The sequence below is a fragment of the Bradyrhizobium sp. AZCC 2289 genome, from assembly GCF_036924615.1.
Classification (GTDB): domain Bacteria; phylum Pseudomonadota; class Alphaproteobacteria; order Rhizobiales; family Xanthobacteraceae; genus Bradyrhizobium.
In genome coordinates, this window is the sequence record NZ_JAZHRY010000001.1 from 1,747,340 (window position 1) to 1,765,674 (window position 18,335).

Annotated in this window: 19 protein-coding genes and 1 pseudogene; 15 read left to right on the plus strand and 5 right to left on the minus strand. The window is 62.5% G+C overall.

What is annotated here, in order from left to right; translation table 11 throughout:
* Window positions 1-37 precede the first annotated feature (37 nt).
* The 4 genes from V1289_RS08550 to V1289_RS08565 all read right to left on the minus strand — a co-directional run bounded on the left by V1289_RS08550 (window position 38) and on the right by V1289_RS08565 (window position 3,068).
* On the minus strand, window positions 38-784 hold the full coding sequence (locus V1289_RS08550) for an isocitrate lyase/PEP mutase family protein (protein ID WP_334396535.1): 747 nt from the start codon (window positions 782-784) through the stop codon (window positions 38-40).
* A 354-nt stretch (window positions 785-1,138) separates the two neighbouring features.
* A complete protein-coding gene (locus V1289_RS08555; protein WP_334396536.1) occupies window positions 1,139-1,639 on the minus strand; it encodes an NUDIX domain-containing protein in 501 nt (166 codons plus the stop codon).
* Window positions 1,640-1,647: 8 nt separating this feature from the next.
* Window positions 1,648-2,580, minus strand: coding sequence for a non-homologous end joining protein Ku (gene ku, locus V1289_RS08560; RefSeq protein WP_334396538.1), 933 nt, complete (start codon window positions 2,578-2,580; stop codon window positions 1,648-1,650).
* Window positions 2,581-2,702: 122 nt separating this feature from the next.
* Window positions 2,703-3,068 carry an SbtR family transcriptional regulator gene (locus V1289_RS08565; RefSeq protein WP_334407348.1) on the minus strand — a complete coding sequence of 122 codons (366 nt, stop codon included), beginning with the start codon at window positions 3,066-3,068 and terminating at the stop codon, window positions 2,703-2,705.
* Between V1289_RS08565 and V1289_RS08570 the strand changes: the two genes are divergently transcribed.
* The 4 genes and pseudogenes from V1289_RS08570 (at window position 2,963) to V1289_RS08585 (ending at window position 5,949) form a co-directional block, all read left to right on the plus strand.
* Window positions 2,963-3,529: a hypothetical protein gene (locus tag V1289_RS08570; RefSeq protein WP_334396539.1), complete on the plus strand. Its 567-nt coding sequence runs from the start codon at window positions 2,963-2,965 to the stop codon at window positions 3,527-3,529. The two genes, V1289_RS08565 and V1289_RS08570, sit on opposite strands and share 106 nt — an antisense overlap.
* Window positions 3,526-4,323 carry a hypothetical protein gene (locus V1289_RS08575; protein ID WP_334396540.1) on the plus strand — a complete coding sequence of 266 codons (798 nt, stop codon included), beginning with the start codon at window positions 3,526-3,528 and terminating at the stop codon, window positions 4,321-4,323. Before V1289_RS08570 ends, V1289_RS08575 begins: the two co-directional genes overlap by 4 nt.
* Window positions 4,324-4,442: 119 nt before the next feature.
* Window positions 4,443-5,147, plus strand: a pseudogene (gene dinB / locus V1289_RS08580) (DNA polymerase IV); the annotation flags it as partial.
* 22 nt (window positions 5,148-5,169) lie between these two features.
* Entirely contained in the window at window positions 5,170-5,949 is a 780-nt protein-coding gene (locus tag V1289_RS08585; RefSeq protein ID WP_334396541.1) for a CoA transferase, read from the plus strand.
* Here the strand turns inward: V1289_RS08585 and V1289_RS08590 are convergent.
* Entirely contained in the window at window positions 5,915-6,223 is a 309-nt protein-coding gene (locus V1289_RS08590) for a glutathione S-transferase family protein (RefSeq protein ID WP_334396542.1), read from the minus strand. The genes V1289_RS08585 and V1289_RS08590 overlap by 35 nt on opposite strands.
* A gap of 618 nt (window positions 6,224-6,841) precedes the next feature.
* On the opposite strand from V1289_RS08590, the gene V1289_RS08600 reads away from it, so the two are divergent.
* The 11 genes from V1289_RS08600 (at window position 6,842) to V1289_RS08650 (ending at window position 17,989) form a co-directional block, all read left to right on the plus strand.
* On the plus strand, window positions 6,842-7,129 hold the full coding sequence (locus V1289_RS08600; protein ID WP_334396544.1) for a hypothetical protein: 288 nt from the start codon (window positions 6,842-6,844) through the stop codon (window positions 7,127-7,129).
* Window positions 7,130-7,368: 239 nt separating this feature from the next.
* Entirely contained in the window at window positions 7,369-8,301 is a 933-nt protein-coding gene (locus tag V1289_RS08605) for a hypothetical protein (protein WP_334396545.1), read from the plus strand.
* 11 nt (window positions 8,302-8,312) lie between these two features.
* Complete coding sequence (locus tag V1289_RS08610; protein ID WP_334396546.1) at window positions 8,313-8,933, plus strand: hypothetical protein; 621 nt, start codon at window positions 8,313-8,315, stop codon at window positions 8,931-8,933.
* Window positions 8,930-9,697 (plus strand): metallophosphoesterase family protein, encoded by a 768-nt coding sequence (locus tag V1289_RS08615; protein ID WP_334396547.1) that lies wholly within the window; start codon window positions 8,930-8,932, stop codon window positions 9,695-9,697. The genes V1289_RS08610 and V1289_RS08615 overlap by 4 nt, the downstream gene beginning before the upstream one ends.
* A gap of 52 nt (window positions 9,698-9,749) precedes the next feature.
* Entirely contained in the window at window positions 9,750-10,151 is a 402-nt protein-coding gene (locus V1289_RS08620) for a DUF6634 family protein (RefSeq protein WP_334396548.1), read from the plus strand.
* A gap of 12 nt (window positions 10,152-10,163) precedes the next feature.
* On the plus strand, window positions 10,164-11,702 hold the full coding sequence (locus tag V1289_RS08625; protein ID WP_334396549.1) for an AAA family ATPase: 1,539 nt from the start codon (window positions 10,164-10,166) through the stop codon (window positions 11,700-11,702).
* 161 nt (window positions 11,703-11,863) lie between these two features.
* Window positions 11,864-13,138 carry a DUF2130 domain-containing protein gene (locus tag V1289_RS08630; protein ID WP_334396550.1) on the plus strand — a complete coding sequence of 425 codons (1,275 nt, stop codon included), beginning with the start codon at window positions 11,864-11,866 and terminating at the stop codon, window positions 13,136-13,138.
* Between the two features lie 570 nt (window positions 13,139-13,708).
* Window positions 13,709-14,305 carry a hypothetical protein gene (locus V1289_RS08635; RefSeq protein WP_334396551.1) on the plus strand — a complete coding sequence of 199 codons (597 nt, stop codon included), beginning with the start codon at window positions 13,709-13,711 and terminating at the stop codon, window positions 14,303-14,305.
* A 41-nt stretch (window positions 14,306-14,346) separates the two neighbouring features.
* Complete coding sequence (locus V1289_RS08640; protein WP_334396552.1) at window positions 14,347-14,598, plus strand: hypothetical protein; 252 nt, start codon at window positions 14,347-14,349, stop codon at window positions 14,596-14,598.
* Window positions 14,599-14,699: 101 nt separating this feature from the next.
* Window positions 14,700-16,988, plus strand: coding sequence for an ATP-binding protein (locus V1289_RS08645; protein ID WP_334396553.1), 2,289 nt, complete (start codon window positions 14,700-14,702; stop codon window positions 16,986-16,988).
* Entirely contained in the window at window positions 16,985-17,989 is a 1,005-nt protein-coding gene (locus V1289_RS08650; protein ID WP_334396554.1) for a hypothetical protein, read from the plus strand. Before V1289_RS08645 ends, V1289_RS08650 begins: the two co-directional genes overlap by 4 nt.
* The last annotated feature ends 346 nt before the right edge of the window (window positions 17,990-18,335 follow it).

Sequence of the window (18,335 nt, forward strand, 5' to 3'; positions counted from 1 at the left end):
TCGCAGGATTGGCCGTCCTCCAGACGTCGCGGGCGCATTACGAAAAGAGCTTGCCCGCCTTCTTCTGGAGGGCTTCCATCGTCTCGATGTACGGAATCGGCCCGTAGCTCACGCGGGCAACCCCCAGTTTCGCGAGTTTGTCGTTCGACGGGACGCCTTCCATGACCATGACGTTGACCGGCAGCGTCGCTTCCTCAGCAATCCGACGGATATGGTCGGCCTCGGTCAGCCCGGGAATGAAGAAGCCGGACGCCCCGGCCGACGCGTATGTTTTCGCTCTTTTCAGAGCTTCGTCGACATCGCCGCTGTTACCTAAGAACACATCAGTCCGTGCATTGATAAAGAGGGGAACGCCCTTCCGCTCGGCAGCATGGCGAATCGCTGCGATCCGTTTCGCCTGTCGATCAATGTCGTAGAGCCCTCTGCCCTTGACCACGCGGTCCTCGAAATTGATCCCGATGATTCCAAGATCGAGAAGCCTGGAAATGTTCGAGGCCAGCTTGCGATCATCGTCGCTATACCCGCCTTCGAAGTCCACGGTCACAGGCACGTCGACTGCCGCCGCGATCCGCTCGACGATCTGTTCGGCAAGAGGAAGCGGAAGGTCCTCGCCGTCCTCATATCCCTGCGCACTGGCGACAGACCAACTGCTGGTCGCGATCGCCGTCGCGCCGGCATCGACGATCGTTTTCGCACTGCCTGCATCCCACGCGTTGTAAAGTATCAATGGCGTCCCTTTGACGTGAAGGGCGGCGAACTGTTTGGCTTTCTTGGTCTGGCTCACTGTCATCCTCCCGTTCATAGATTGCTCAATGGTGAAATCGCAGACAGACTTGGAGTCGAAGCCTTGCTTGCGCACGCTGCCGGCGACCGTGACCCGCCGCGCAGCATTGAGCAGCGGGTCACCATCGGCTGCCGCGCGTCACTGAGCGGCGCAATCTATCTACCGATAGATCGTGGCGGTGATACGCTCGCTATCCAACCATGTCAACCTCCATGAACCTTCGGTAACTTCGAAGGCCCAGTCGCGAGAAACGTAAACCTGCAGGTAGCGGACAAAGCTCTTTGGGAGGCGGCGCGACAGGCCTGGTGTAGGACCTAAGCCGCCAGACCGCACTCCTCTTCGGCCTCCTCCTGGTCACCACCCGAAGCCCTCTTCAGGCAGCGGGCTAGGACCCAAAGCCTCAAGCAATCGATCGACGAAAACCGTCTGTCCCTTCAGGATCTTCCGTCGTGCGTCGGCGATACCGAACCAAGCGGCGCGGTCGATCTCCGGAAAACTCCGACGGCGTCCGGAGCGCGGCGGCCATTCCATTTCGAAGGTATTGCTGCTGATGAGTGCGGGATCCCAGTCGCCCTCGACGGCCCAAGCTTGAACGATCTTGCCGCCCGGCTGCCGCGCCTCGCCGAGCGGCCAGAAGTCTCCGTCCGGGTCGTACCCGGTCTCTTCGGCGAATTCGCGCCGAGCGGCGGATAGCGGCGCTTCGTCGGCGCCGATCAGGCCCTTCGGGATGCTCCAGGCACCGTCATCCTTCTTTTGCCAAAATGGTCCTCCCGGGTGACCGAGCAGGACTTCGAGATCGGCGGCACCTTTTCGAAACAGGAGGAGCCCGGCGCTCTGCGGTTTCCGCGAAGCCATCGCGGACGCTAGGCCGACTTCCGCTGCGGCTTGGCCGCCGGCTTCTTCGCCACCGTCTCCTTCGCCGGTTTCTTGCCAGCGATCGGCATCAGCATTTCCTTCTGACCGGCCGCCGCGTTGCGCGGCTTCTTGGCTGACTTCTTCGGCGCCTCTGTCGGGGGCGCCGCGCCTCCTCCAATGCTCTTGCGCAGCGCGTCCATCAGATCCACCACGTTCTCGCCGCGCGGCCGCTCTTTCGCGGCGATGGGTTTGCCTGCGCGCTTCTGGTTGATCAAATCGAGGAGCGCGGTTTCGTACTGGTCTTCGAACTTGTCCGGCTCGAAATGGCCCGCCTTCTGATTGACGATGTGCCTGGCGAGATCGAGCATGTCCTTGGTGACTTTGACGTCCTGGATGTCGTCGAAATATTCCTTTTCGGAGCGGACTTCGTAGGGATAGCGCAGCAACGTTCCCATCAAGCCCTTGTCCAGCGGATCGAGCGCGATGATGTGCTCCCGATTGGTCAGAACCACGCGTCCGATCGCGACCTTGTTCATCTCCCGGATGGTTTCGCGGATGACCGCGAAGGCGTCGTGGCCGACTTTCCCGTCCGGCACCAGGTAGTAAGGACGGATCAGGTACCTCGGGTCGATCTCGCTGCGGTCGACGAATTCGTCGATGTCGATGGTTCGCGTCGATTCCAGGGCGACGTTCTCGAGCTCCTCCTTCGTCACCTCGATGAAGGTGTCGGTGTCGACCTTGTAGCCCTTGACGATGTCCTCGTTGGACACCTCCTCGCCGGTGTCGGCATCCACCTTTGCGTACTTGATCCGGTGGCCGGTCTTCCGGTTGAGCTGGTTGAACGAGACCTTCTCGGACTCCGACGTAGCCGGGTAGAGCGCGACGGGACAGGTGACGAGCGAAAGACGCAGAAAGCCTTTCCAATTCGCGCGGGGGGCCATGGCGGGAACTCCGATTACTGATCCGGATTCAAGACGAACGGGGGACCTTGGTTCCGACACCCGAGGCGGCGTCCCCGGATGATTTTTTCTCTTTCCGACTATCCGTTCTTCCCGCTACCGCACTATTCCGGCGTCGGTAGCCGTATCGGCTGCTTGCATCGCAATCCATCCATTAGAATATCAAGAAGCCGTAGTGCGCGCGCCTGCCAGTCCGCCCGTGCGCTTCCGTGTGCAAGAGCCCCCAGCGCTCCTAGCAAATCGACCGGATCGACACCTTCACGAATATCCCCACTCTCGGTCGCGCGTTGAACAAGTAGGGTAACGGCATCAGTGTAGAGCCTGCTCGAATATTCGAGAACTGCATCGGCCGGCCGACACGACCGTGCAGGAGGAGTTGCATGCCCGGTTGGCGGCGCTGCACAACTCGCAAAGCATCGATTTGCTCGCGTTAAGCGCCACGCCCGAATTTCAGGGTCTCGACCGGCGATATTTCTTCACGATTCAACAGGTCTACCGCAACGCCATACCCGACATGAAGGCAACTCCGTCCGACATGTTGGAGTTGATCCGCCGTATCGAAAAGCAAATCGGCGGATTCGCGGCACTGCCGCGTGGCACGTTACGTATTTGGATCGGACAGGTCCCAGAGCGCGCGAAGGAAGTCGTCGAGATGGCACGGTCGGATCCCGCTTTCGACCGCGATATACTGGTGGATGCCCTCGTTGCTTTTGGAGACGAAACCGCCGCGACGTCGTTCATTGCCGCGGCCGACGCCAGAAGGCAGCCGGCAATCGCCGCATTGGGCGCGATTAAGCCGCGGAGTATGAAAGCGGCCGACGCAACGCTCGGAAGGCTAATCGCGATCGTCGATGGAGATTCGGACGAGGATGTTCGTTTCGACAACACGCCCTTTCGTTCGCCGTTAACTCTACCGAGCCGACCGACGTGAACCTCAAGATGTTCGATACGTTGGGGCGTTTGGCATTGACCGGCCACTGGATGATTTGGTTGGGACGGCGCAGCGGACGGGACCTCAATGCCGAGCAGATCGCGGGACTGCGCAAGCATGTCACCAGCGGTTTCAGCATGATCGCGAACAATCCATCTTTGCTACTGCCAATCATGGATGAGCATGCGATCGAACTGGCTCTCTTCCTTTCGCTCGCGACCCTGATGGGCCACGCGCAGGCGGACGTTGCGGGGTGGCTATCGGAGATGGTGCACCGCTTGAAGGTCGCCGTCGTAAGCCACGGCAGATATCCCGCTGCTCTGACCGACTATCCCGACCTGCTCGCGCATCCGAAAGCCCAAACCGACGAATACAGGCGAGAGGTCACTTCCGGCAGCGTGTTGATTCCCTTGTTGCTTGCCTTTGCCGCCGGACTCGGAGACGTGAAAAGCATCGCTTCGCTGGAGGAACTCATCGCCGGCCCACTTGCTCATTGCACTTTGCAGCTTTGGCTCCCGGACGAGGAAAGCGAGAAGCACTTCTACCTGAACGACGCCGTTCACGGCGCAGCCTTAGCCGATCTTCCTACGAGCGCCGGTGGTAAAGATCTACTCAAAGTTCTGCTCGCGGCCTGCAAAGCGACGGATTGGTTCAACAGCCTTTCCGCCATCGGGGTAGGCTGTTTTCCTTTAATTCTGACTGCCTGCAGGCACTACCGGCTACCCGTTCCTCCGCAATACTGGATTTCACTTTTGTTGCCTCCAGAGACGGATACCACCACCGCGGCGCCCTGACGCCGAAAGCCGGCCCGAACTCGTTCCAACAAGTAATCCTCTTGCCCGACCTCGAAGACGATACGACGTTCACGATCGATCAAGCGCCGCTTCGCCAGCGGAAGATTATTCATGTCGACATGGACGCGTTCTACGCCTCCGTCGAGCAACGCGACGATCCGGAACTCCGCGGCAAGCCGGTCGCCGTCGGCGGATCCCGCGAACGCGGGGTCGTGGCGGCGGCGAGCTACGAAGCGCGCAAGTTCGGCGTGCGGTCCGCGATGCCGTCGGTGACGGCGAAGCGACAGTGTCCAGACCTGATCTTCGTGAAGCCGCGCTTCGAGGTCTACAAGGCGGTCTCGCAGCAGATCCGCGAGATCTTCGCCGATCACACGCCGATCGTCGAGCCGCTGTCGCTAGACGAGGCATATCTCGACGTCACCGAGAACCTGCAGAACATACCGTTGGCGCGCGACGTCGCGCTGGCGATCTGCGCCAAGATCAAGGAAGTGACCGGGCTCAACGCATCCGCCGGCATCTCCTACAACAAGTTCTTGGCAAAGCTCGCCTCCGACCATCGCAAACCGAACGGCCAGTACGTCATCACGCCGGAGATGGGCCCGGGGTTCGTCGAGACGCTGCCCGTCGGCAAATTCCACGGCATCGGGCCAGCGACGAGCGCGAAGATGAATTCGCTCGGCCTCCACACCGGCCTCGACATGCGCAATCAGACGCTGGAATTCATGCAGGCCCATTTCGGCAAGGCAGGCGCGTATTACTATTGGATTTCCAGAGGCGTCGACAATCGCGAGGTTCGCGCCAACCGGATACGGAAGTCGGCAGGCCGAAACAGGCCTGACGGAAATCGTGCAGGATCACTTCGGCGAAGCGCTTTCTGAAGCCCGGGGCGATGCCTGCAGCCATGCCGATGTCTACACCGGATTGCAAGGGGTGATTGCTGTACTCGCGGCCCTGCAGCACCGCAACAACACCGGTGAAGGACAATATGTCGACGTTTCGATGGCGGCGACGATGTTGTCGGTCAACGAACGTGCCGGCGCCCTACTGTCTGGAATCGATACCGACGGCGAGCCGATCGCGCTATCGGCCAACGAGTCCCACATTTTTGAGATGTCCGACGGCACCCGCCTGACCATCGCGGGCAGTCCGATCTATTCGCCGATGTTCACGCGCTACTGCGCCATGATGCGGCGAAGCGACCTGCTACGGGATCCTCGCTATGCAACAGCGAACCTCCGCCGCAAGAACCTTCCTTCATTGCTCGCGGAGGTCAGAGCGTGGCTCGGAACTTTTGACGATCTCGAGCAGTTGCAGGCTCAAGTCAGCGAGGGTGGACTCGCAATCGGGCAGATTCGATCTGTTAATGAATTTGCTGCATCGGATTGGGTCAAGGAATGGAACGCGGTGGTCGAGATCGACGACCGTGCCGGCGGCACGGTACGCATGCCAGGTAACCCGTGGATATTCAGTCGGTCTGAGCTGCCTGCCCCCGGCGTACCGGCATTCCAAGGCGAACACAACGAAGAGATCCTCACGGAGCGAAATCTTACCGCGGATGAGATCGTGGACTTGAAGAAACGCAAGGTTCTTCTTAGTCGCCGAGGACCCTTCGGCGCTTTCGATTGAGACGCCCGAACACTGGTCGGCGATGGCCAAAAAAGCACCATTCGAGCCATCGGGCGAACTCCGCGGGGTCATCGGGGACAAGCGAACTGTCCGGCTTCGAATAGGTCCGCGACAAATACGTTACGATCGCCGCACTTTCTCCAATGGTGAATGAGCCATCCTGGAGCAGCGGGATCTTCTGACGCGGATTCAACTTCGTATACTCAGGAGTCTTCGTTTCGCCGGAGCGAGGTAGTATCGGACGACATTCGTATTGCAGTCCGAGTTCGTGCATTGCCCAGTGGGCGCGAATTCATCCTTACCTACGACGGCATCCCCTCTTATGCAGTGAGCATCATGGAATTCCGCGAGGGGCTGGTGTCCAGCGAAACGCAATACTTCGGCAATCGGTTCGACCCAGCGCCCCTCCCTTGCGCATCTCGTTGAGCAAGTGGGCCAAATCACGTCAATTTAATCCACCGAAGGCGGCTAGATCACCTATCTCTGACAGCATCGGGCCGGCCGCTTTGCTCGCGGCCCCGCCGGCCGGACCGTCGCCAAGCCGGCACCGGCGGCTGAGCCTCCGCCGGCAACACCACGCTCAAGGGACACTATCGGCGGCCAGCACGGCGCGGGCGCCGAGATCTCAGTGCGCGCGCCTGCGAACCATGATGCGCGGTTAAAGCGGCGTGGCCGCCTTGTCCGCGGCGCGCATCGACGCCGACCCCCCGGGGCGCCATTTGTGAACGCCAATTAACCATGTCGCTCGGCGGAGCGGGGGCGGAACTTGCAATTCGGAAACAAGGCTCCCCATATTAGTCGTGCCGATCGCAATCCCTGCGAAGGCGGCCGCTGCCGGTGCTACCAACACACGACAACGGCCTGACCACAACCGACTAGTTAGGAGTCGATCATGGCTAAGAGCCAGTATAACGGCGATTCGCTGTTCCCGTCCCCGATCTCTGAGCACCCCGGCATGTCCGGCAGCCCCGAGACCATTCCCGTCAAGCGCGCTTCCTTCCCGGCCATGCCGGCGATCGAGGCGTCCCCCGTGCCCGCGCCCTACATCCTGAACGGCGGCGCGGCCATGTACATCGGCGAGAGCATCGACTGCGCGCGCCGGCTGCGGGATCACGGCGCCGACGCGACGCCGTGCCCGGACGGGATTTCGCCCTCCACCCCCACCTCCTCCATCGACTAGCCGGATCGCGAAGCTCGACGTCGGCAACGCAAGCGTTGCACGGACCGTTCGTCTCCCGTCCAGCTCTCCAGGCAAGGTCACGGCGCTCAAACGCGGCGTCGACCCTGCCAACGGGCGAAAGTCGGGACGGCCGGGCATGCCTCCGCCCTTTAGCGGTGGGGTTGCCGTGCTCGCTCAGGTTCGACGGCGCTGGGCTCTTCGATCTCTCAAACACAACTGACGAGAAAGAGAGAACCACCATGACGCTTTTTTCTGCCAACAGCTCGGTGCAGGCCGCCTGCACCAACGTTCACCGTCCGATGGGCGGCATCGAGGGCTTGCGTGAGGTGCACGACGACGTCGGCCGCCTCTCGGTGTCCGCCTTCCCGGCCGCGATGATCAAGGACATGTCGATGACGCGCGCCGCCGTGCCGGCCTGCTACGTTCTGGCCGACCACTGCACGGCCTATATCGGCGAGACCGGCAACATTGGCCGCCGCCTCTCCGACCACTTCCGCGACCAGAGCAAGAGCTTCGCGCGGGAGGTCTACGTGATCTCGGGGTACGAAGGCGCCTGGTTCGACACCACCGCGGCTCTGTATCTGCAGTACCGCCTCACCAAGATCGCCGAGCAGGCTGGCCTGGTCGACATCATGAAGGGCGCCAACCCGCAAGTCCTGGAGCTGCCGAGCCACCGCCGCGCCTCGCTCGATATCTTTGTCGAGCACGGCGAGCGCCTGCTGTTCGACGCCGGGTGCCGTGTGCTGCGCTCCAACTTCGCCAGCCAGCGTCGCCCGGTCGTCGAGGCCGACGCCGTCGGGCTCGATGACGCCGGCCCGATGCAGATCGGCGTGGTTGCCACGCCGCCGGTCGGCAGCGAGCTCGAGCTCGTCTATGGCGATCTCTGGGCGAGGGGCTATCCGACGCCCGAGGGCTTCGTGGTGCTGGCGGGCTCCGAGGTCCGCAGCACGGTCAACCCGAGCGCGCCGCAGATCGTCGATACGCGGCGTGACGAGCTGATGGACGCCGAGGCGCTCGTGGCGATCCCGGGCGTGCAGGACCGGCAGCGTCTGTGCGTCGCCGTCCGCTTCCCGTCCGCGGCCATCGCGGCGAAGGTCGTCACCGGCGCGCATGTCGACTCCAGCAAGTGGCAGCCGCCGCGCTATCCGCGGCCGATCCTGATCGCGGCGTAAGGATGTCGACCATGACGGATGACACGAAGGTGCCGGAGCGCAAGCTCCGGCACAAGGAACCCCGCCGTGCCAGCGCTGCCAGCGCTCCGCTCGCGATCGATCGCGGATCGGTCGCGGCGAACGCGTCCATCGACAACCCGGCCTGGCGGATCAAGAGGCCGCCGGATCGTCCGTGGCCGTTCAAGGCCGCGAATGTCTCGCCCCTGCAATGGTGGCGAACGCTGCTGTCCGATGCGTTTCGCGACGCCGAGCAGATCCTCCTGCTCACGACGGTGGAGCGGATCGGCGTGCTCCATGGTGGCGATGATCTCACGGGCGCGCTCGCAGGCGACGCGGCAGCCGCCATCGGCGTCGCGTTCTCCCTGATGCCGATCGAAGAGACCACGCTCACCATCGACATCGCGATGACGGCGCTTTGCCGCTGCGCGCTCGCGCGGAACGCAGCGGCTGCGCTGGTCCTGGCTCAGGTCATCGGCTTGACCGGCCTCGATCACGGATTGGCCACCGAGCTGGCCGCGTCCTGGTACACGCACGGACTGCGTTACTCGAGCAATCCGCGCAAGTTCAGCCAGGCCGAGGCCGTGCTGCTCACGGCCTTCCAGGAACGTCACCGCGACGGAGAGAGCGCATGAAGGTTCAAGTGTTTTCGGACCTGCATCTCGATGTGATGCCGATCAAGAAAATTACGATCGTCGACGGCATCCACGCCGTCATCGTGGCCGGCGACACCTGCGAAGGTGCGGTGCAGGCCTTCGAGCACCTGCGGCGGATCGTTCCGATGTCCATTCCGATCCTCATGGTACTCGGCAACCACGAATTTTATCGCCGCTTCGTCCCGGATGAGCTCGCGCTCGCTCGTTCACGGGCTCAGGCCTTTAACCTTCACCTCATGGAGTGCGACACTGTCGTGCTCAACGGGGTTCGTTTCGTCGGCGCGACCCTTTGGACCGACTACCGAGTCTTCGGCGACGCGAACCTGATGGCGGCCATGAACGCGTGCGCGGCCGGCATGAACGATCACCGTCGGATCGGCTGGCAGAAGGAACCCTGGCTGAGATTCAGGCCGCAGGAGGCCGCGCTGCTGCACTACCGCTCGAAGTCATACCTGGAAGAAACGCTTTCCACAGGGTTCGCCGGCCCCACCGTGGTCATCACCCATCACGCCGTCCACTGGAATTCGATCCTGCCGAAGTACCGGACTGATCCGGTCACGGCGGCCTTCGTGTCTGACATGTCCGCAACGATCGAAGCGTTCCGTCCGACGCTGTGGGTACATGGCCACGTTCACAACTCCTGCGACTATCGCGTCGGCGGGACCCGGATCGTCTGCAATCCCCACGGCTACGGGCCCGAGAACCCGGAGTTCGACGGCGCCCTCACCGTGGAGATCGAATGAGCGACGACCATCACTGTCAGTCCCCCCATCCCATATATGTGAGTGCTCATCCATGCTGACGCGCCTGTTTCCTTTCCTCGATCCCACCCACGCTACGCCTGACCTGGGCCGCCGGCTCCGCGCCTTGGCCGATGACTGCGACCGCCTCGAACGCGGGCGCCCCGTCTCGCCGGTCGTGCTGCAGAAGGCCCCGCTCCTTACGGACTGGTTGCCTGCCCTGACGCCGCAAGGCGTGCAGCTGATCGGGCGCGTCACCGGCCACCCCCGGCTCGGGGATTGCGCAGCTGTCACCACGCCCCTGTGGTTCGCCGATCCCGATGGCGGATGGGCGCGCTCGCTGTCGCGCTTCTACCGGCTGGGGCCGCCACTCGATCGCGAGGATCTCCGCCGCGTGCTGACGCAGATGGCGACCTCCAGCGGTGCCGGCGGCGACGGCTCGGAGGACGAGGCATGAGCACGACCGACGATGCCGGCGGCGGCAGACGACGCCGTCTCGACCGGAGCGGCGGCCGATTCGTCAGACTGGGATGAGCGTTTGAAGGACCTGCCCCGGCTCCTGCGCTACGCCATGCTCGTCACCGACAGCGCCGACCACGTCGAGCAGCGGCTGATCGCAGAGATCGACGAGTTGTGTCCGCAGCTCCCCCACAATGCGGCCTGGGCCGCGGCGCTTGGCGTCGATGCCGGACTTGTGCTCGCCGCCGAGCTCGACCACCGCGCCGTCACCCAGAACGAGCCGAACTTGCGCAGCCTTGCCGATTGCGTACGACTGTTGTGCCTGCCGACACCGCGCGACCGGACCTACTTCGAGGATCACCGTAGGGTCGGGAAAGCGCTGATCCAGGCTTTCCAGGCCGCCTCTCAGCATGCCGGGGAAAAGCTTTGCTGCGACCTTGAGCATTTTGTCTTTGGCTGGGCGGCGCTACCGGCCTGCACCGACCTGTTGCGGCGGGGAACTTCAGCGGGGCGGAACGCCGGCTTCGTCGGTAATCGCATGGCGGAGCACCGCGTCGCCGCGGCCGCCAATGCTGTGCGACGTAAGGTCAAGGAGGAGGAAGAGCGCAGGAGGAAGGAGGCCGAAGAAAAGGCCGTCGAGGTCTCGGACCAAGCTTCCTTGGCTGGCGTGCAAGCTGTTCCCGACCATTACCTGATGGTCGCGCGCTTGAGCAGCGAGGAGATGAAGAACACCAAGTTGAAGGACATCCTCGGTCCGCTGAAGGGCGTCATCAACGTTCCCCTGCCGTTGATCGAGGTGCCGCCGCTGCATGAGGTGCGCAGCAAGCTGCTGTTCGAATTCCCCTATGCAATGGACGCCATCGACTTTGCCCTCGCTGATCTCGTCGGCCGCACCACGATCCTGCTGCGGCCGCTGCTTTTGGTCGGCGACCCCGGCGGCGGCAAGAGCCGATTTGCTCGGCGGCTCGGGGAGATCCTCGGTCTGAGCGTCTGGCGCGAAGACGCGTCCCGTGCCGACGGCGCCACATTCGGGGGAACCGACCGGCGTTGGTATTCGGCCGAACCCTGCCATCCCTTTCTCGCTGTTGCCCAAGGCAAAATCGCCAATCCGCTCGTCCTCATAGACGAGATCGAGAAGGCCGCCACCCGCACCGACTATGGACGGCTATGGGATTGTCTGCTCGGTTTCCTCGAACCCGAAACTAGTGCGCGCTATCCGGATCCCGCGCTGCAGACGAACCTCGATCTATCGCACGTCTCGTTCGTGGCAACAGCCAACAGTCTTGATCCTCTGCCGAGTCCGATCCGCGACCGGTTTCGTGTCACCACCTTTAGAAAGCCAGCCGCTGAAGATCGCGACAGCCTCTTGCCAGCCGTGATCGCCGACCTCGCCCGAGAACGCGGCCTCGACGAAAGCTGGGTGCTGCCTCTCGATGGTGCCGAACATGCCGCGGTCGCGCGGCACTGGCGTGGCGGCTCGGTGCGCCGCCTGCGCCGGATCGTCGAAGCCATCCTGCGCGAACGCGACCTCCGCGCCACGAGGAACTGACCATGACGCACGACCCCGCCGAGAAGCCGAAACCGACGACACCGCGCAGGGCTTCGCCATTGCCACGACCGGCGCGATTGCCGGGGATAACGCCCCGACTCGGCCCGAGCCACGGCGGAAATCCCGATACAATCCCGCGCAATCACCAAAGGACCGACACCGTGACCGACCCTCAGATCCTCTGCCCGAACTGCCACACCGAGATCAAGCTCAACGAATCGCTCGCGGCGCCCTTGGTCGCCGAGACCCGCAAGCAGTTCGAGGCGCAGCTTGCGGCCAAGGAGGCCGATTTCAGCCGTCGTGAGGCCCAGCTCAGGCAAACGCAGGACGACCTCGCCAAGGCGCGCGAAGCGATCGACGAACAGGTCGCGGCCAAGCTGCGGTCCGAGCGCACTGCCATCGCCGAAGCCGAGGCAAGGAAAGCCCGTCTGGCGCTGGCTGACGATCTTGGCCAGCGCGACCGGCAGCTTGCGGAACTGCAGCAGATGCTGGCCGCGAACAGCGCGAAGCTCGCCGAAGCCCAGCAAGCCCAGACCGATATGCTGCGCAAGCAGCGTGAACTCGAAGACGCCAAGCGCGAGGTCGAGCTCACCGTAGAGAAAAAGGTGCAGGCGAATCTCGGTGCCGTCCGCGACAAGGCCAGGCTCGAGGCAGAGGACGCGCTCAAGTCCAAGGTCACCGAGAAGGAGGCCCAGATCGCCGGCATGCAGCGCCAGATCGAGGAACTCCGGCGGAAGGCCGACCAGGGCTCGCAGCAGCTGCAGGGCGAAGCGCTCGAGATCGAACTTGAATCCCTGCTCCGCAGCCGCTTTCCGCGCGACCTGATCGAGCCGGTGGCCAAGGGCGAGTTCGGCGGCGATGTGATCCACCGCGTGCTTGGCCCCGGCGGTCAAACCTGCGGCACCATTCTCTGGGAGTCCAAGCGCACGCGGAATTGGAATGACGCCTGGCTCGCGAAGCTGCGCGATGACCAGCGCGCCGCCAAGGCGGAGGTCGCGCTAATCGTTTCGACCGCGCTTCCCAAGGGGATTGAGACCTTCGACCTCGTTGATAACGTCTGGGTCACGGAGCCCAGGTTCGCGATCCCGCTCGCCATTGCACTTCGGCAGTCGCTGATCGACGTCACCGCCAGCCGCCAGGCGCAGGAAGGCCAGCAGACCAAGATGGAGATGGTCTATGCCTACCTGACCGGTCCGCGCTTCCGTCACCGCATCGACGCCATCGTCGAAAAATTCACCGAAATGCAGGCCGACCTCGATCGCGAACGCAAGACCATGATGCGGCTGTGGGCCAAGAGGGAGGAACAGCTCAGAGGCGTGCTCGATTCCACCGCCGGCCTCTACGGCGACCTGCAGGGCATCGCTGGCCGCGCCATGCAGGAGATCGAGAGCCTGGATGTGTTGATGATCGAGGTGAAGGACCAGGCGGCGGAATAGGACGCCTTGCCCGTTGCGCCAGACACGACGTTCGCAATCGCATGTTATGGAGCAAGAGCGAAAAAGTGCCGCTAAACTGATAAGCTTTGTGTAATTTTCTTATCAGTTGGTGCGACAACTCCGTTTGTATGTGATGAATGTTTGTACTCGTAGTCCAATGGTTAGAATCATTCGTTCATAACCGCCTGGTTGCGGACTTATGTCTGACGGGATCACCAATTCCGAAATTTATGTGCGGACACTTTGAGAACGACTCGATTTCGTTTTGAGAACGACTCGATTTCCCATCCCGCTGACACACCTAACGAATTTCGTCTCGATTTTTTCGCCAATTTTTGACCGCGGAAAAACCGAGGGGGGTCCTTTCTAGAGTGCAGTCATAGGAATCCGTCGTTTTTCCGATACCAACTTGTCGAATCCCGCCATACGCTCCACCTGTAATCTAGCTTCGTCAGGCGGAGGAATCAGTTGCGGCGGGTATTGTTTACCGGTGATGAGCGAGAGATCGGCGGCTGCATTCACTGTGGCGGCCCGGCCGACACTCTGGACCACGTGCCATCGAAACTACTCTTGGACGAGCCACTGCCTGCCAACGTGGACGGCTGTGCCGCGTGTTTTGCATGCAACAACTCGCTCGGGTCAGACGAAGAGTACCTCGCTTGCATACTGGAGTGCGCCGCAACTGGGCAAGCCGATCCCGAATTGGTGGAGCGGCGCAAGGTGGCGAACATCCTCAAGAATAGCCCGGCGTTGGTTGAGCGGTTGAAGCGAGCTAGAACTGAAACCGACGCGGGGCCCGTCTGGGCGACCGAGGAAGATAGGGTAAAGCGTGTGCTTTTGAAGTTGGCGCGGGGGCACGCGACGTTCGAACTCAACACACCCAGGATGGATGAACCAGACGTATATTGGGCTCGCCCTCTCTGCACCTTGTCTGCGAACGAACGTGACTACTTCGAAGGAAGGCCTAACGGCCTGGTTGGCCTGTGGCCTGAGGTTGGGTCGCGCATGTTGACAAGGCTAGTCGAAGCGGATCCGGACGTGTTTGAAAACGGCTGGATTGTTGTTCAGGAGAACCGGTATCGATACCGCCCTTGTTGGGAAGACGGGGTTCGCATTTTCATGGAGTTGAGGGGGTATCTGGCTTGCGAGGTAGGTTGGACCGACTGAAATCGAGTTGTCTCAGTGTGAGTGCTACGAATTAGCTGGAGATGTGTAATGGCTATATCGTCGGCGAAGAAGCTTACGAAGTATCCGAGCCGCCTCTAGACTCTCGAATAGTCAAGCTTAAGGCCTCGCAGGCCGATGTGTTCGTCAATGTCACATCGGCCAAGTTCACTGCCCAGGCCTTGAAGAAGGCGGCCGAATTAAATTGGAAGCCCCTTCAAATCGTCCCCACCGCAGGCGCCTCTGTGGGAGCGGTTCTGCGGCCGGTAGCCGCACTGCCGGTCAACACGCCGTAATGGACCCAGAACGCATGTACTCGACGAACTTTGGGTTGACGGGCGAGAGCAAACGTAACCTAATCAATGTGCTAAGGTAGTCCTCCGGGCAGGAGGCCCTCGTGAAGGAGCTCTCGGGCTACGTATTCTCGCCGCTGAGGGAAGGAGACATCGCCCTCTACCGGGGCTCCGGCAACGGCTTGGCGCCGATCCTGCTTGCTGCCGCGGAAAAAACGTCGCTGGGTTGCATCGAGCGGCTCGAACACGAATATGCGCTGAAGGGCGAACTTGACGCTGCCTGGGCGGCACGACCAGTCGCGCTGACGCGCTACGACGACCGCTTGACGCTGGTGCTTGAGGATCCCGGCGGTGCGCCGGTCGATCGACTGCTTGGCCGGCCACTGGGCGTAACGAATTTCCTGCGCATCGCGATCCCTCTCGCCGGCGCGCTGCGCCGAGTGCACGAGCGCGGCCTTATCCATAAGGACATCAAGCCGGCAAATGTCCTGGTGGACGCGGCAAGCGGCGGCGCGTGGCTGACGGGGTTCGGCATTGCCTCGCGCCTGCCGCGCGAGCACCAAGCCCCGGCGCCGCCTGAAGTGATTTCGGGCACGCTCGCCTACATGGCGCCGGAACAAACTGGCAGGATGAACCGCTCGGTGGACTCGCGGAGCGATCTCTATGCACTGGGCGGCGTCACCTTCTACGAGATGCTTACGGGACAGCTCCCCTTCACCGCCGCCGATCCGATGGAGTGGGTGCACTGTCATATCGCGCGGCAACCGGTGCCGCCGAACGAGCGGGTCGCGGGCATCCCGGGGCCGCTCTCGGCAATTGTGATGAAGCTCCTCGCCAAGACCGCCGAGGAGCGTTACCAGACGGCCGCTGGTGCCGAGGTTGATATCCGGCGCTGCCTCGCGGAATGGGAGGCGACCGGGCGCATCGGGCCATTTCCGCTGGGCGCGCACGACGTTTCGGACCGGCTGCTGATCCCGGAGAAGCTCTACGGCCGCGAGCGCGAGATCGACACTTTGCTCGGTTGCTTCGACCGGGTCGTGGCGGACGGCACCGTGGAGCTCGTGCTGGTGTCCGGATATTCCGGCATCGGCAAGTCCTCGGTGGTGAACGAGCTGCACAAGGCCCTCGTCCCGCCGCGTGGCCTGTTCGCCTCCGGCAAGTTCGACCAGTACAATCGCGACATCCCGTACGCCACTCTCGGCCAAGCCTTCCAGAGCCTTGTCCGCTCGCTCCTGAGCCAGACCGACGCCGAGCTTGGCCGCTGGCGGGACTCCCTCAGGGAGGCTCTAGGCCCGAATGGTCAGCTCATCGTCAACCTCGTTCCCGAGCTGGAACTCGTGATTGGCAAACAGCCGCCGGTCGCGGAGCTGCCGCCGCAGGATGCGCAGAACCGTTTCCAGATGGTTTTCCGACGGTTCCTTGGAGTGTTCGCGCGCAGGGAGCACCCGCTCGCGCTGTTCCTCGATGATTTGCAGTGGCTGGACAGAGCAACGCTCGACCTGCTCGAACATCTGGTGACGCACTCGGAAGTGCGGCACCTGCTGCTGGTCGGAGCGTACCGGGACAACGAGATCAGCCCTGCGCACCCGCTTCTGCGGACCCTCGATGCTATCCGCGATGCCGATGTGAGGGTGCGTGAGATAGTGCTGGCACCCCTCGGGCTCGATGATGTCAACCGGTTCATCGCGGATGCCCTGCATTGCGCGCCGGATCCCGCGAGGCCCCTGGCGCAACTGGTGCACGAGAAGACCGCTGGTAATCCATTCTTCGCGATCCAGTTCTTCATGGCCCTGGCCGACGAGCGGCTGCTCGCATTCGACCCAGTCGCATCCGCATGGCAATGGAACATCGATCGCATCCGCGCCAAGAGCTACACCGATAACGTCGTGGACCTCTTGGCCGGGAAGCTGAAGCGGTTGTCTTCCACCACCCAGGAAGTCCTGAAACAGCTCGCGTGCCTGGGCAACGTCGCCGAGATCGCTACTCTGTCCCTCATTCACGGGACAACAGCGGAGGCGATGCACGCCGCTCTGTGGGAAGCCGTCCACGCCGGCCTCGTCGTCCATCAGGGTAGCGCCTGCAAATTCCTGCATGACCGGTTTCAGCAGGCGGCCTATTCGCTGATTCCCGACGAGCAACGCGCCGATGTCCACCTGCGCATTGGCCGCGCGCTGCTCGCGAGCATGACGCAAAACGATCTCGCCGATCATCTGTTCGATGTCGCGAACCAGCTCAATCGGGGCGCCGAGCTCCTGGTCGACCCCGACGAGAAAGCCCAGGTGGTGGCGATCGAGCTGCGTGCCGGGAGGAAGGCCAAGGCGTCCACCGCGTACGCCTCGGCGTGCACCTACCTGTCCACAGGAATGACCCTGCTTGGCGCGAAGGTTGGATGAGCCGCTACGAGCTCGCGTTCGCCTTGTGGCTCGAACGCGCGGAGTGCGAATACCTGAGCGGTAACTTCTATGAGGCCGAGAGGCTCATCGCGGAGCTGCTAGAGAGAGGCGCGTCGAAGATCGATAGGGCGGCCGCCTATCGTCTCAAGATCGATCTGCACGTCATGAAATCGGAGAACCCGAAGGGCGTCGAAAGCGCCCTGGAGTGCCTGCGCCTCTTCGGCATCGAGATGCCGGCGCATCCCACGAGTCAACAGGTTGACGCCGAGTACGAGAAGGTCTGGACCAGTTTGGGCGAACGGCCGATCGAGAGCCTGATCGACCTGCCGCTCATGACCGACCCTGACATGCAGGCCGCGATGCGGGTGCTGTCGGTCCTGTTCGCGCCGGCGTACTTTACCGACATCAACCTGGTCCGCCTGCACCTCTGCCACATGGTGAACGTCAGTATGAGGTATGGGACGACCGACGCTTCCGCCCAGGCCTACTCCTGGTTCGGCACGACCCTCGGTTCGAGGTACCGGCGCTATATCGACGGCTACCGCTTCGGAAAAGTCGCCTGCGAGCTCGTCGAGAGGTACGAGTTCGTGGCCTGCAAGGCGAAGACCTACTTCCCCATGGAGATGGTCGTCCTCTGGACACAGCCGATCGAGACCGCCCTTGACTACATCCGGGCAGCATTTCGCGCCGGCGTCGAAGCTGGCGACCTTGCCATTGCTTGTTTCAGCTCCAACCACGCCATCACCGACCTCCTCACGCGAGGAGACCCCCCCGACGAGGTATGGCGCGAGTCGGAGCGCGGCCTGGACTTCGTCCGCAAGGCCAGGTTCCGCGACGTGGTCGACATCATCGTGAGCCAGCAGCAATTCATCGAAACCATGCGCGGACGGACCGCGCGCTTTTCCACGTTCAGCGATGCACACTTCGACGAGACCGCCTTTGAGGCCCAGCTGACCGAGGACCGGATGGCCACGATGGTCTCGCTTCAGCCCCAGCGCTAGGGCCGGGTTTTCCCTGCCTTATGGCGGGGCTTGGATATGCGTCCAACCTTGCCCATGCAGGCTGCTTCACTCAGCCGATGCCGGCCTGTTCGCCTGACCCCATTACCCTATTTTTCCGGCCATTGTTTTGATCTAGCATTCGGCCTTTCACTCAGTAGCGTTGGGGTTCAGTCATGTTGGACCAGGAATTTAAGATGCAACGCGCCCAAACCGTGCGCGATTTGGCAGACAAGGCGGCCGATCCCTTCATCAAGAGGCGCCTTCAGGACTTGGCAGCGCGATACGAAGACGATGGTCTCAAACCTCCGACCACGCTAACGCCCATTGATCTCAAGTTCGCAAGCCG